At 72.0% G+C, this 12,680-nt stretch carries 12 protein-coding genes; 7 read left to right on the forward strand and 5 right to left on the reverse strand.

What is annotated here, in order from left to right:
* Positions 1-4: 4 nt before the first annotated feature.
* A complete protein-coding gene (locus N1032_RS00640; RefSeq protein ID WP_259536800.1) occupies positions 5-1,228 on the reverse strand; it encodes a multidrug effflux MFS transporter in 1,224 nt (407 codons plus the stop codon).
* Positions 1,229-1,376: 148 nt separating this feature from the next.
* On the opposite strand from N1032_RS00640, the gene N1032_RS00645 reads away from it, so the two are divergent.
* Positions 1,377-2,201: an SDR family oxidoreductase gene (locus N1032_RS00645; protein WP_259536801.1), complete on the forward strand. Its 825-nt coding sequence runs from the start codon at positions 1,377-1,379 to the stop codon at positions 2,199-2,201.
* A gap of 37 nt (positions 2,202-2,238) precedes the next feature.
* Here N1032_RS00645 and N1032_RS00650 read toward each other — a convergent pair whose 3' ends face one another.
* Complete coding sequence (locus N1032_RS00650) at positions 2,239-3,186, reverse strand: NAD(P)/FAD-dependent oxidoreductase (protein WP_259536803.1); 948 nt, start codon at positions 3,184-3,186, stop codon at positions 2,239-2,241.
* Between the two features lie 57 nt (positions 3,187-3,243).
* Between N1032_RS00650 and N1032_RS00655 the strand changes: the two genes are divergently transcribed.
* Together N1032_RS00655 and N1032_RS00660 are read left to right on the forward strand one after the other, a co-directional pair.
* On the forward strand, positions 3,244-3,825 hold the full coding sequence (locus N1032_RS00655) for a helix-turn-helix domain-containing protein (RefSeq protein WP_259536804.1): 582 nt from the start codon (positions 3,244-3,246) through the stop codon (positions 3,823-3,825).
* 61 nt (positions 3,826-3,886) lie between these two features.
* Positions 3,887-4,516 (forward strand): hypothetical protein, encoded by a 630-nt coding sequence (locus tag N1032_RS00660; RefSeq protein WP_259536807.1) that lies wholly within the window; start codon positions 3,887-3,889, stop codon positions 4,514-4,516.
* A gap of 21 nt (positions 4,517-4,537) precedes the next feature.
* Here N1032_RS00660 and N1032_RS00665 read toward each other — a convergent pair whose 3' ends face one another.
* The gene (locus tag N1032_RS00665; protein ID WP_259536808.1) at positions 4,538-4,891 is read right to left on the reverse strand and encodes a gamma-glutamylcyclotransferase family protein; all 354 of its coding nucleotides are present in this window, start codon (positions 4,889-4,891) and stop codon (positions 4,538-4,540) included.
* Positions 4,892-4,977: 86 nt separating this feature from the next.
* Positions 4,978-5,778, reverse strand: coding sequence for an SDR family NAD(P)-dependent oxidoreductase (locus N1032_RS00670; protein ID WP_259536809.1), 801 nt, complete (start codon positions 5,776-5,778; stop codon positions 4,978-4,980).
* A gap of 192 nt (positions 5,779-5,970) precedes the next feature.
* Between N1032_RS00670 and N1032_RS00675 the strand changes: the two genes are divergently transcribed.
* The 3 genes from N1032_RS00675 to N1032_RS00685 are packed head-to-tail and all read left to right on the forward strand — an operon-like array spanning position 5,971 to position 9,646.
* Positions 5,971-7,371: an acyl-CoA dehydrogenase family protein gene (locus tag N1032_RS00675; RefSeq protein WP_259536811.1), complete on the forward strand. Its 1,401-nt coding sequence runs from the start codon at positions 5,971-5,973 to the stop codon at positions 7,369-7,371.
* On the forward strand, positions 7,368-8,891 hold the full coding sequence (locus N1032_RS00680) for a PIG-L family deacetylase (RefSeq protein ID WP_259536812.1): 1,524 nt from the start codon (positions 7,368-7,370) through the stop codon (positions 8,889-8,891). Before N1032_RS00675 ends, N1032_RS00680 begins: the two co-directional genes overlap by 4 nt.
* Positions 8,888-9,646, forward strand: coding sequence for a glycosyltransferase (locus tag N1032_RS00685; protein WP_259536814.1), 759 nt, complete (start codon positions 8,888-8,890; stop codon positions 9,644-9,646). Before N1032_RS00680 ends, N1032_RS00685 begins: the two co-directional genes overlap by 4 nt.
* 37 nt (positions 9,647-9,683) lie before the next feature.
* On the opposite strand, the gene N1032_RS00690 is transcribed toward N1032_RS00685, so the two are convergent.
* The gene (locus N1032_RS00690; protein ID WP_259536816.1) at positions 9,684-11,576 is read right to left on the reverse strand and encodes a glycoside hydrolase family 15 protein; all 1,893 of its coding nucleotides are present in this window, start codon (positions 11,574-11,576) and stop codon (positions 9,684-9,686) included.
* Between the two features lie 146 nt (positions 11,577-11,722).
* Between N1032_RS00690 and N1032_RS00695 the strand changes: the two genes are divergently transcribed.
* Positions 11,723-12,619: an SDR family oxidoreductase gene (locus N1032_RS00695; RefSeq protein WP_310795904.1), complete on the forward strand. Its 897-nt coding sequence runs from the start codon at positions 11,723-11,725 to the stop codon at positions 12,617-12,619.
* The last annotated feature ends 61 nt before the right edge of the window (positions 12,620-12,680 follow it).

A 12,680-nucleotide genomic window follows, 5' to 3' on the forward strand; every position in this document is an offset into this window, starting at 1 on the left:
ACGATCAGACGACCACCGCCGGAGTGCGCGCGCGTCGCGGCAGGCACAGGGCGAGCACGATGCCGCCCACCACGGCGCAGCCGAGATAGACGAGGCCGATCGGGGCCTGGCTGTCGTCGGGCAGGGTGGCGGCGCTCGCCATGGTGACCGCCACGAACAGGTAGCAGACGGCGCTCGTGAGCCCGCCGATGAGGCCCAGGTTGCGGTCGAACAGGCCGAGGGCCAGACCGTAGGCCATCGGGCAGAGGGCACCGCAGCCGAGCATCACGAACATGCCCCCGATGGTGAGGAAGACGGCATCCGGGCCCACCAGCAGACCACTGGCGGTGAGGATGACGGCACCCACGGTGAACGACGCCAGCGCCGAGAAGCCGAGCAGTCGCGACGAGACGCGGGTGGCGAGCGACCCCGTGGCGAGCTCGCCACCGAGGTTCGCGGCCCCGATCAGCAGGGCGATCAGGCCGTAGGTGGCGGGGGAGAGCCCCAGTTCGACCTCGTAGAGCAACGGGGCGACCACGCCGAACAGCAGTTGCGCGCTCGCGAACACGGCGAACACGAGGGTGAGGCCGATGAAGAGCTTGTGCCGCAGGGTGGAGGCCAGCACGCGGGCGATCACCCCCGGCCGCACGGGAACGGCCGCCGCGGCGGTCAGCGTCTCGGGCAGCCACCGCCACACCACGACCCCCGCGATCGCGGCCAGCACCGCGATCAGCACGAAGATGCCGCGCCACGAGACGAACTGCACGAGCAGCCCTCCGATCGCGGGCGCGATGACGGGGGCGAGGCCCCAGGATGCGCCGAGCCATCCGCTCAGCGACGTCAACTGCTTTCCACGCGAGGTGTCGGCGGCGATGGCGTAGACGACCACCATGCAGGCGCACCCGCCGACTCCTTGCACGAACCGCAGCACGAGCAGCACCCAGATGTCGGTGGTGGCGGCGATGCTGAGGCTCGCCACGACGAGCAGCGCCAGGCAGATCAGCAGGGTCGGCTTGCGGCCACGGGCGTCGGCGATGATGCCGACGGGCAGCAGACCGATGGCCATGCCCAGCACGTAGGCCGACACCGAGTTCTGCACCAGGGTGGCCGAGGTGCCGAACTCGCGGATCATGTCGGGGATCGCCGGAGTGTAGACGTCGATCGGGAATTGACTGAGCGGGATGACCCCGAGCAGGATGGCGATCAGCAGCCGGCGGTTCGGCATGCGCGTGCTGGTGTGGTCGGTCATCGAGCCCCCTGAGTCCGCGCCCCCGCGGCGGCAGTGCGGTCAGTGTATCCAGGATTCCGATTTTCGGCGCACGGGAAGTTCGTGGCACGGGTCTACGTTCGATGCGAGAGGGTCGCGGCACGCGACGACGCATCGAAGGGATTCCCCCATGGCTCAGAAGGTTTGGTTCATCACCGGCGCATCGCGCGGCTTCGGCCGGGAGTGGGCGGAGGCGGCTTTGTCGCGCGGCGACAGCGTGGCGGCCACGGCCCGCGACACGTCGACGCTCGCCGAGCTCGTCGACGCCTATGGCGACCGGCTGCTGCCGCTGCAGCTCGACGTCACCGATCGCGAGGCCGATTTCGCGGCCGTCACCGAGGCCGTCAACTTCTTCGGCCGGCTCGACGTGGTGGTGAACAACGCCGGCTACGGCCAATTCGGCTTCATCGAAGAACTCAGCGAGAAAGAGGTGCGCGACCAGTTCGAGACCAACCTGTTCGGCGCGCTCTGGGTGACGCAGGCCGCCTTGCCGTTCCTGCGCGAGCAGGGCAGCGGTCTGATCGTGCAGGTGTCGTCGATCGGCGGCATCTCGGCGTTCCCCAACATCGGCATCTACAACTCCTCGAAGTGGGCGCTCGAGGGCTTCTCGCAGGCGCTCGCCCAGGAGGTCGCGCCCTTCGGCGTGAAGGTCACCCTGGTGGAGCCCGGCGGCTTCAGCACCGACTGGGGCGGAGCGTCGGCCAAGCGCGCCGAGCCGCTGCCCGACTACGAGGCGGCCCACGCCGCCGCGGCCGAGGCGCGCAAGGCCCGGTTCGGTGCGCCCGGCGATCCGAGTGCGTCGGCGCGGGCCATCCTCGAGGTGGTCGACGCCGAGGAGCCGCCGCTGCGGGTGTTCTTCGGGGTGGGCCCGCTCGAGACCGCGAAGAAGGACTACGCCTCGCGCATCGCCCTGTGGGAGAAGTGGAACGACGTGTCGGAGATCGCCCAGGGCTGACCTGGCCCCGCGGGGTTCAGGGTTCGGCGCTCGACGGTCACCGGTCGGCGGCGAGCTCGGCGACGGCCCGGCGGGTGTCGTCGGCCACGAGGTCGGCGTTGATGGCGGTGGCGGCGGTGGCTCCGGCCGCGGCGGCCACGATGACCAGGGCGCCCGCATTGGCCGAGTTGCCGGCCACCCAGACGCCGGCGACCGAGGTGTCGCCGAAGGGGTCGGATGCCGTCCACTCGCCCATCGGCGTCGTCATCTGCTCGGCGCCGAGCTGACGCAGGAGTTCATCGCGCGCCACCGGCCGCGGGCCCACGAACAGGCGGTCGAGCTCGATCGTGCTGCCGTCGTCGAGGGCGACGCCGGTCAGCCGGCCCTCGGCGTCGGCCAGCACCGCGGTGACGGCGTTCGGCAGGATGCGGGTGCCGCGGGCCTCGAGGCCGGCCCGCGTGTCGGCGTCGAGCTCGGTGGTCGGCGGCCCGACGAACGTGACGTGAGCCGACCACTGCCGCACGAGTGAGGCCTGGTGGATCGACATCGCCGAGGTGGCGATCACGCCGATGCGCAGGTCACGGGCCTCCCATCCGTCGCAGTAGGGGCAGGCGACCGCGCCCGTTCCCCACTGCTCGGCGAGGCCCGGGATGCCGGGCAGCTCGTCGCGCAGACCGGTGGCCACGATCAGGCGGCGGCCCGTGAGCATCCGTCCGCCGTCGAGGGTCACGGTGAACGCTCCCGCCTCGCCCGACGCCGACACGGCACGCCCCTCGACGATCTCGGCACCGTAACCGAGCACTTCGGCGCGGCCGAGCTCGAGCAAATCGAGCGGTGACAGGCCGTCGCGGGTGAGGTAGCCGTGCATGTGCGGCGCGAACCGGTTGCGCGGCTCGCCGGCGTCGACCACGACGACCCGCCGGCGCGCACGGGCGAGCACGAGGGCCGCGTTGAGGCCGGCGGCACCGCCGCCGACGATGATGACATCCCAGGGTGATTCGTTCATGGGTCCATGCTCGCAAGGAGGTGGACGATCAGCATGTCATCGTGCTGAAATAGCACGATGGATGAATCGCAGGGCGCCCGCATCGGGGCTCGACTGCGCGCGGCGCGGCTGCAGCGCGAGGCCACGATCGCGGCGCTCGCCGCCGAGACCGGCATCTCGGCCAGCACGATCTCACGCCTCGAGAGCGGCAAGCGCCAGCCCAATCTCGAGCTGCTGATGCCGCTCGCGGCCGCGCTCGAGATCACGATCGACGAGCTCGTGTCCGACTCGGTGCCCGACCCGCGCGTGCGCCCGCGGTCGTCGAGCGGCGACGGCATGTCGATGCAGCAGCTCTCGCGACGCACGTCGGCCAACCAGGCGGTGCGCATGACCATCTCGCGCACCGCGGTGGCGCCGGCGCTGCGCTCACACGAGGGCTTCGAATGGCTCTACGTGCTGAACGGCAACCTGCGCCTGCTGCTCGGCGAGCACGATCTCGTGCTGCGGCCGGGCGAGGCGGCCGAGTTCGCGACCCGGGTGCCGCACTGGATGGGCAGTGCCGACGGCGAACCCGTCGAGGTGATGGCGATCTTCAACCGCGACGGCGAACGCATCCACGTGCGCGCCCAGACCGAGCCCGACCGCCGGGTGGGCCGCTGACCGCGGGTCGGCCTTCCGCCGAGGGGTCGCCGTCGCGCGCCGGTCGGCCTAGCCTCAGAGCATGAGCCCGACCCCCGCCACCCGCGACCTGCGATTCGCCGGGCGCATCGCCGGTTTCGGCACCGACTCCGGCATCCGTCTGGTGATCGGCCTGTGGCAGCGATCACCGTTCGGGGCATTCGTCGACGTGATGATGGAGGATGCGCGCGGTCACCGCACCCTGTTCGCGCCGAGTGCGCAGGTGGCCGAGTTCGTCGGCGGCACCTACGAGTTCGACGAGGTGCTCGTGGTGCCCGTCGCCGCCATCAGGATCGACGGCGGCATCCGCGTTGCCGCCGGGCACCTCTCGGCGTCGATGCGCATCGGGCCGATCTCGCCGCTCGGTCGCCTGCTGCGGGCCGTGCCGCCGACGCTGGCGACCCGGCCGGCCTGGCTCCAGGTGCTCGACCCGGTCGCGCGCACGCTCGTGCCCGGGGTGCGCACGGCCGGAACCGCGGGCAACGGCCGACGCGAGTTCTACGGCGTCACCGTGGCCCGGCGCATCGTGTGGGCCGACGCGTCGCTCGACGGGGTCGACCTGGGGGCGTTCGCGCCGCTCGATCCGCCGGTGCGGTTCGGGTTCGGGTCGGCGCCGTCGGAGCCGCACCTGGTCGACCTGGTCACGACGATCCGGGTGCCGGCCGAGCGCTGACGTGCCCCGCCGGCCGCCCTGCTAGCGCCGGTCGCCCGCGAACACGTAGACCCAGGCCTCCTCGCCCGAGTCGAGCGGCACCTGCACCCGCGTGTAGTCGTCGACCTCGTAGTCGTCGGCCGCGAGCAGTTCGTCGGCGGTGATGGCGAACACCGTGCCCTGCACCGTCGCGCCCTCCTCGTCGGCGACGAGCAGCGGATGCCGGTCGCTGCCGCTCGTGGCGATGACGTGCGGGTCGGTGATCGTGAGCCACTCGAGCCGGTAGCCGAGCACGCCCGCCTCGCGTCCCTCGAGCAGCCGCCCGAAGGTGGCCAGCTGCACCTCGGGCTGCTGCAGGGTGCCGTAGGAGAAGAGCAGAACGTCGGTCTCGGCCATCCTCCGAGCCTAGCGAGAGGCCGGCTGCGAGGCCGCGCCCGCTCAGACCGTGGCGACTCAGACCGTGGCGACTCAGATCGGGCGGCTCAGATCGTGGCGACCGACCCCGAGTCGACCCGGTAGTTCGACCCGGTCACGAACGACGCCCGCTCCGAGCAGAGGAACGCGATCACGCTCGCCACCTCGTCGGGCTCGCCGCGCCGCCCGAGCTCCATGTAGGGCCGCTCCTCGGCGAGGAACGACTCGATGGCCTTGGTGGGCGTGGTGCCGAGCTGCTTCGCCCGCTTGTCCATCATCGCGTCGGTCATCGGCGTGTGGATGAAGGCGGGCGACACCGCGTTCACGAGCAGGCCCTCCGACGCGTAGCTGCGCGACAGGCCCTTCGAGAGCGCCAGGATGCCGGCTTTCGCGGCGCAGTAGGGCAGCTCGTCGTCGTAGGGCTGCACGGCGTCTTCCGACGCGAGCAGCACCAAGCGGCCCCAGCCGCCCGACCGCAGGTCGGGAAGGAACTCGCGCACGAGTCGCACCGGGCCGATCAGGTCGGTCTCGATCGTCTTCGTCCAGCCCTCGTCGCTGATCTCGTGGAACAGCCCCTGCGCGCCGGTGACCCCCGCCGACTGCACCAGGATGTCGATCTCGCCCACGGCATCCTGCACCTTCTCGTGCAGCTCGGCGAGCGAGTCGAGGCTCGTGATGTCGGCCGCGAACGCGTGCACGTCGTTCGACCGCCCGGGCAGCTCTTTCACAGCGTCGTCGAGCGAGCCCTGGTCGAGGTCGGTCATCACCACCGTCACACCCTCGTCGAGCAGCAGCCGTGCCGTGTGCCAGCCGATGCCCGAGTCTGCTCCGCTCACGAGGGCGGTTCGTCCTTTGATTCCGAGGTCCATTCGCCCCACCGTACGACGACCCGGCGCAACCGGCACGCGCCGCTCGGCCGATATCGATGCCGTGCCTCCCCTGTCAAGGGGTTGGGCGTCGGCCCGGTCAGGACGACTATGGAGGGAGGAGCGTCGTCGGCGTCGCGCCCTGGCCGCCCGCAGCGCACGCGGCCGACTCTGACAGTCGACGAACGGAGAGCAATGGCACACGGCGTCACGCTGGGTCCGGGCCGGGTGGCCGACCTGCTCGTCGAGGGCGACGGCGGCACGAGCACGAGCGAACTCGACGCCCTGTTCGAGCGTGCGTCGGCGGCATCCGGAGACCTGCGGAGCTCGCTCGAGCTCGCACGATCGGTGGCCGGCGAGATCGCGCTGCCCGGCCACGGCGGCACGGCGGGGTACTTCGAGACGCTCGCCACCCTGGCCGCGGCCGACGTCACGGTCGCCCGAGTCGTGGAACCGCACGTCGATGCCGCCGTCATTCTCGCCCAGTGCCCGCAGCCGGTCGACCTCGCCGCCATCGGCGCGGGGCCGGGCAGCACGTGGGGCGTGTTCGCCGCCGAGGGCGCGGGTGTGCGGGTCGACGCGGTTCCGGATGCCGCGGGCTGGCTGCTCGGCGGAACCAAGCCCTGGTGCTCCCTCGCCGGCGACCTCACGCACGCGCTGGTGACGGCGCACGTCGCACACGAGGGTGGCGGGGTCGGTGCCGCTCCGGGTGCTGGCGCCGGCTCTGGGGGTGGCCGGCGGTTGTTCGCGGTGGCGTTGCAGCAGCCGGGGGTCGTGGCGCACCCGGAGGTGTGGGTTGCACGGGGCTTTCCCACGATTCCGAGCGGGCCGGTCGACTTCGAGGTCGTTCGTGCCGTTCCGGTGGGTGCCGAGGGCTGGTATCTCGACCGACCGGGCTTCGAGTGGGGCGGCATCGGGGTGGCCGCGTGCTGGTTCGGCGGGGCGGTGGGCGTCGCACGTCGGGTCGTGGCCGCCGCCGTGGCGAAGGGCGACGACATCGGGGCCCTGCACGCCGGCCGGGTGGCGGCTTCGGTCGTCGCCGCGCAGTCGGCCCTCGCGGCCGCCGCGCGTGCCATCGACGAGCTCGACTCGCCGGCGGCCGACGGCGGCAGTGGCACCCCGGACGGTGCAGACGGTGGTCGGCCGCCGCGGGCGCAGAAGCCGGTCGGTCCACCGGATGCCGGTGGCGATGCCGATGCTGCGGCGCTGCTCGCGCAGGTGACGCGGACGATCGTGCGCCGGGAGTGTGAGGCGGTGCTGCGTGAGGCGGCGCATGCGCTGGGTCCGGCGCCGCTGGCGATGGACGCCGGGTTCGCGGCGCGCGTGGCCGACCTCGAGCTCTACCTGCGGCAAGACCACGGCGCCCGTGACGAAGCCTGCGCGGGCCGGATGCTCGTCGAGGCCGCCCGGTCGGCGGCCGACATCGACGAGGCGCGGCCCGCGACACCCGATGAGGCGGGCGGCTCGGCATCCGTCGAGTCCGCGCGCGCGTCGGCACCATCGGCCGTGTCGTCGGCGGTGCCCGCAGCGCCCGCAGCGCCCGCAGTCAGTACGACCCCCGAGGCAGCTCCGAGCCCGCGAGGGGGCGCACGATGACCTTCACCCATCGCGACAGCGGCACACCCGAAGAGGAGTGGCAGCGGGCCTTCGCGGCGCGACAGTCGACCCTGCGATCGCTCGACGCCGAATTCTTCGCCGAGGTGGGGCACCTCGTGGTGGTGGCCGCGCACCCCGACGACGAGACCCTCGGCGCCGCGGGGCTGCTGTCGCGCGGCTACACCGCCGGGGTGCGCGCGACGGTGATCGTGGCGACCTCGGGCGAGGCCTCGCATCCTGATTCGGCCACCCACAGCCCCGACGAGCTGGCGCGCATCCGCGAGGCCGAGACGGTCGACGCCGTCGCGCGGGCCGACCCGGGGGCGACCGTGCGGTTTCTGCGGCTGCCCGACGGGCGCCTCGCCGAGCACGTGGCCGAGATCTCCGAGGCGGTCACCGAGGCCATCGGGCCGCCGGCCCGGGCACGGCGCGACCTGCACTCCGACGATCTTCCGGCGCCGATCGAGCCGCGGTCGTCGACGCTTCTCGTGGCCCCGTGGGGCGGCGACCGGCATCCCGACCATGAAGCCGCTGCCCACGCGGCGCGCGACGCCGCCTCGATCACGGGTGCGCGGTTCTTCAGCTACCCGATCTGGCTCTGGCACTGGGCCGACCCCGCCGCCGCCGACGTGCCGTGGCCGGCGTTCGCCGTGCTGCCGCTCGACCTCGTGAGTGCGGCAGCCAAGGCCGACGCGCTGTCGGCGCACACCAGCCAGATCGCGCCGCTCAGCGGGCTTCCGGGTGACGAGGCGCTGCTGCATCCCGGCATGCTCGAGCACTTCGCCCGCGCCTTCGAGGTGTTCGTCGACGAATCGGCGGCCAGCACCGGCGCGAGCGACGAGGGCGCCGAGGGCGCCGAGAGCGCCGGGACCGCCGGGGGCGCCGACGCCGGCGGCATCCCGGCCGACCTCACCGGCGACGCCGCCGCCGACTACTTCGACGGGCTCCACGACCGCACCGACGACCCCTGGGGCTTCGAGTCGCGGTGGTACGAGGAGCGCAAACGGGCCCTGCTGCTCGCGAGCCTGCCCGACCCCGCCTACGCCTCGGTGCTCGAGGTCGGCAGCTCGACGGGCGTGCTGTCGCGCGAGCTCGCTGAGCGCACCTCCGCGCGATTCCTCGGGGTCGACGTGTCGGCGGTCGCGATCGAGCGGGCCCGGCAGCGCAACGCCGACCGGCCGGTCGCGGTGTTCGAGCGGATGCGCGTGCCTTCCGAGTGGCCCGACGGCTCGTTCGACCTCGTGGTCGTGAGCGAGATCGGCTACTTCCTCGACGAGGACGAACTGACGGTGCTGATCGAGCGCATCCTCGGCTCACTCACCCGCGACGGCGCCCTGGTGGTGTGCCACTGGCGGCATCCGGTGGCCGGGCGCGCCTTCTCGGGCGACACCGTGCACGCCGTCTTCGTGCAGCGCGACGAGTTCACCACCCTCGCCCACCACGTCGAAGAGGACTTCCTGCTAGACGTGTTCGTGCGCCCGCCCGCGATCTCGGTCGCCCGGCGGGAGGGGATCGTGTGATCGAGGCCCTCGACGTCGTCATTCCCGCCCGCAACGAAGAGCTGCTGCTGCGCGGCTCGCTCGAGTCGGTGCTCGCGAGTCGCGAGGCGTTCTTCCGCGGCCTCGCCGCCACCTCGCAGTCGACCGCCGTGCTGAGCCGCGTCGTGGTCGTGCTCGACGCCTGCACCGACAGATCGGCCGCCATCGCCCGGTCGTTCGGCGACCGCATCGCCGTGCTCGAGGTCGATCTCGCCAACGTGGGCCGGGCTCGCGCGACCGGGGTGGCGCACCTGATCGGGCTGACGCCCGGTGTCGAGCCCACCCGGCACTGGGTCTGCAACACCGACGCCGACACCGACGTGCCCACCAGCTGGCTGCGCGAGCATTTCGACGCGGCGCAGTCGGGGGCGCTCGCGGCCGTCGGGCGCGTGATGCCGCGGCGCGCCGACCTGGGCGAGCACGTGGTCGACCGTTGGAGCGCGGTGCACGCCGGCGAGACCCGGCACGTGTTCGGCGCGAACCTCGGGGTGCGGGCGGATGCCTACACCCGCGTCGGCGGCTTCAGCGCGCGATCAGTGGGCGAGGATGTCGCCCTCGTGCGCTCGATCGACGAGCTCGAGCTCGACGCGGCACTCGGCGACGAGCCGGGCGTGCACACGCTCGAGCCGCCGGCCCGCGTGGTCGAGCTGCTCGGCTCGGTCGTGCAGACCTCGGGCCGCTTCGACGGCCGCACGCCGGGCGGTTTCGCCGGCTACCTGCGCAAATTCGTGGAGTGACGGCGGGCGGCCGCGTCGGCGCGGAGGCCGCGCCGCCTCAGCCCTGCTGCTGCTGCCGGATGCTGAGTGCCGCGTCGATCAGGGCGAGGTGGCTGAGCCCCTGCGGAAGATTGCCGAGGAACTCGCCGTAGTCGGCGCCGATGATCTCGGAGTAGAGCCCCACGTCGTTGGCCAGAGCGACCAGGGCGTCCATGCGGCGCACCGCGTCGTCGAGCCGGCCGGTGCGCGCGAACGCCTCGACCAGCCAGAACGCGCAGGCCACGAAGGTGCCCTCCTCCTCGGAGACCCCGCTGTAGCGGTAGAGCAAGGGGCCCGCCGACAACTCCTCGTCGATCAGCGCGATCGTGGCATCCATGCGCTCCTGCGGGCCGAATCCCCGCCGCGAGTGCAGCAGGATCGAGGCGTCGAGCGCATCGCTGCCCGGGTGCATGACGTAGGCACCGCGCTTCGCCGACCACCCGTTGCGGTCGATCCACTCCTCGATCAGCGTGCGGTTCTTGTGCCAGAGCGCCAGGTCGTCGTCGTCGGGCTTGATCTCGCCGAGCTCGGCCAGCTGGATGGCGTCGTCGAGCGCCTGCCAGCAGCCGATCTTGCTCGTCACGTAGTGCTGCTGTTCGGGCAGCTCCCACATGCCCGAATCCTTCTTCGGCCATTCCCGGCAGGCCTGGTCGGTGAACTCCACCAGCAGTTCGCTCGTGCGCTCGTCGAGGATGTTGCCGGCCTCGACGTAGCGTCGCATGATGCCGAGCACATCGGCGTAGACGCCCAGCTGCAACTGGTCGCCGGCAGCGTTGCCCACCACCACGGGGCCGATGCCGCGCCATCCGCTCGCCGTCGTCTCGTGCACCTCGTCGTGCATCGACCCGTCGAGCTCGAAGAAGATGGGCATCGCACCGTCGTGCTGCTTGAGGGTCTTCAACACCCACGACACGGCGGCATGGGTCTCTTCGCGCAGACCGAACCGGATGAGGGCCCCCACCGTGTAGGCCAGGTCGCGCACCCAGGCGAACCGGTAGTCGTAGTTCTTTCCGCCCGAGTGGTTCTCGGGCAGACCCGTGGTGGCCGCCGCGGCGATCGAACCGGTGGGGCTGAAGATGAGCAGCTTGAGCGCCAGCGCGCTGCGCTGCACCGCCTGCTGCCAGGGGCCCTCGTAGTCGAACTCGTCGGCCCAGGCCTCCCAGTTCGCGATGGTGCGGTCGATGCCGCGGTCGACGTTGGCCGGGTCAGGAACGTGGATGGGCTCGTCGTCGGTGCCGCACAGTGCGATGAGGTGCCGCGACCCGGGCGAGGTGACGAACTCGCCGAAGAACGAGAGCGGCCCGTCGGGAAAGCCGTCGCCCGGCTCGTGCGGGTCGAGACGGCCATGATCGGAGCCGACGAGCACCAGGTCGATGTGGCCGGCGCGCAGGATGGGGCCGTGGACGGTGTCGAGGCGCTTCACCTCATCGTCGTCATCGCCCAGCACGTTGCCGGGAACGACGGCCCAGCGCAGGCGCACCGAGCCGTCGAGCCCGTCGATGCGGCGGGCGAGCTCGAGCCAGGGCAGCCGCCCGGCGACCCCGGTGACGAGGGCGTCGGTGACCGTGACCGCGCCGTCGGCGGTGCGGAAGGTCGTGCGGAGCACGTTGCTGCCCTCGAGGTATTCGCGAGTCGACTCGAACTCGTCGGTGTCGGGCCGCAGCTCGAACCGGCCCCCGGCCTCGCCGTCGATGAGGGCCGCGAACACCGGCGGGGAGTGCAACGCGGGCACCGGCATCCAGTCGACCTGGCCGTCGCGGGCGATCAGGGCGACCGTGCGGCCGTCGCCGATCGCGGCGTAGTCACTCAGGTCGACGTAGCGGGTGGCGCGGCCGGGCTGGTCTGGCCGGCCGGGTTGGACTGGCCGGCCGGGCTGGTCGGCGGGTTCGGGGCTGTTCGTGTCGCGGGACATTGCTTCGATCCTGACAGGGGTCGCCGCCGCCGCACAGGGCCGCCACCCGAGCGGTTGCTGTGTGTGCGATGGGCGTGGAGACTACGCCGCCTGCGAACTCTGTCAACCCCGCGCGGTGTCGTTGCGGCCGTCGTACGGTGGGCAGCATGTCAGAGAAGAACATGTACACCCCGCAAGACCCGCGAACCCAATACCCCCAGCCGCCGTTCCCGCCGCAGCAGCAGGAGGGGCCGGGCGACATCCACAAGATGGATCCGGCACCCGATCACGGCGAGACCACCTACGTCGGAAACGGGCGCCTGCCCGGCCGCAAAGCGCTCATCACCGGAGCCGATTCGGGCATCGGGCGCGCCGTCGCCATCGCCTTCGCACGCGAGGGAGCGGATGTCGCACTGAGCTACCTGCCCGAAGAGCAGGCTCAGGCCGAAGAGGTCGCCCAGCTCGTGCGCGATGCCGGCCGCACCGCGGTGCTGCTGCCCGGCGACCTGCAGCAGGAGCAGACCAACGTGCAGGTCGTGGCCGACGCGGTCGAGGGGCTCGGTGGGCTCGACGTGCTCGTCATCAACGCCGGCACCATGCCGACCGTCGACAGCATCGACGACTTCGAGACGAAGACGCTCGACCACGTGCTCGAAGCGAACATCTACCCGCTGTTCTGGCTCACCAAAGCGGCGTCGCCGCACCTCGAGCCGGGCGCGTCGATCATCACGACATCGAGCGTGCAGGGCTTCCAGCCATCGCCGTCGCTCGCCGAATACGCGGTGTCGAAGGCGGGCATCGCCAACTGGACCCGCGCGATGTCGCAGCAGCTGATCGAACGCGGCATCCGGGTCAACGGCGTCGCGCCGGGACCGGTGTGGACGCCGCTGCAGCCGGCCTTCGTGCCGAACGAGAAGATCGAGGAGTTCGGGTCGCAGACCCCGATCGGGCGTGCCGGCCAGCCGGTCGAGCTCGCGCCCGCGTTCGTCTTCCTCGCCTCGCAGGAGTCGAGCTATGTCGTCGGTGAGACCATTGCGGTCACCGGCGGCATGCCCGTGCACTGAGTGCACGGGGGTGCCGGGCGCGCGAGATGGGGTCAGCGCGCCCGGCACCGTCACGCCTGCC

The organism is Herbiconiux daphne, assembly GCF_024979295.1.
Lineage (GTDB): Bacteria > Actinomycetota > Actinomycetes > Actinomycetales > Microbacteriaceae > Herbiconiux > Herbiconiux daphnes.

What these genes read in the sequence shown, in the direction of transcription:
- N1032_RS00640 (WP_259536800.1), bottom strand. Translation starts at nt 1,228, where the DNA reads ATGACCGACCACACCAGCACGCGCATGCCGAACCGCCGGCTGCTGATC.
- N1032_RS00645 (WP_259536801.1), top strand. Translation starts at nt 1,377, where the DNA reads ATGGCTCAGAAGGTTTGGTTCATCACCGGCGCATCGCGCGGCTTCGGC.
- N1032_RS00650 (WP_259536803.1), bottom strand. Translation starts at nt 3,186, where the DNA reads ATGAACGAATCACCCTGGGATGTCATCATCGTCGGCGGCGGTGCCGCC.
- N1032_RS00655 (WP_259536804.1), top strand. Translation starts at nt 3,244, where the DNA reads ATGGATGAATCGCAGGGCGCCCGCATCGGGGCTCGACTGCGCGCGGCG.
- N1032_RS00660 (WP_259536807.1), top strand. Translation starts at nt 3,887, where the DNA reads ATGAGCCCGACCCCCGCCACCCGCGACCTGCGATTCGCCGGGCGCATC.
- N1032_RS00665 (WP_259536808.1), bottom strand. Translation starts at nt 4,891, where the DNA reads ATGGCCGAGACCGACGTTCTGCTCTTCTCCTACGGCACCCTGCAGCAG.
- N1032_RS00670 (WP_259536809.1), bottom strand. Translation starts at nt 5,778, where the DNA reads ATGGACCTCGGAATCAAAGGACGAACCGCCCTCGTGAGCGGAGCAGAC.
- N1032_RS00675 (WP_259536811.1), top strand. Translation starts at nt 5,971, where the DNA reads ATGGCACACGGCGTCACGCTGGGTCCGGGCCGGGTGGCCGACCTGCTC.
- N1032_RS00680 (WP_259536812.1), top strand. Translation starts at nt 7,368, where the DNA reads ATGACCTTCACCCATCGCGACAGCGGCACACCCGAAGAGGAGTGGCAG.
- N1032_RS00690 (WP_259536816.1), bottom strand. Translation starts at nt 11,576, where the DNA reads ATGTCCCGCGACACGAACAGCCCCGAACCCGCCGACCAGCCCGGCCGG.
- N1032_RS00695 (WP_310795904.1), top strand. Translation starts at nt 11,723, where the DNA reads ATGTCAGAGAAGAACATGTACACCCCGCAAGACCCGCGAACCCAATAC.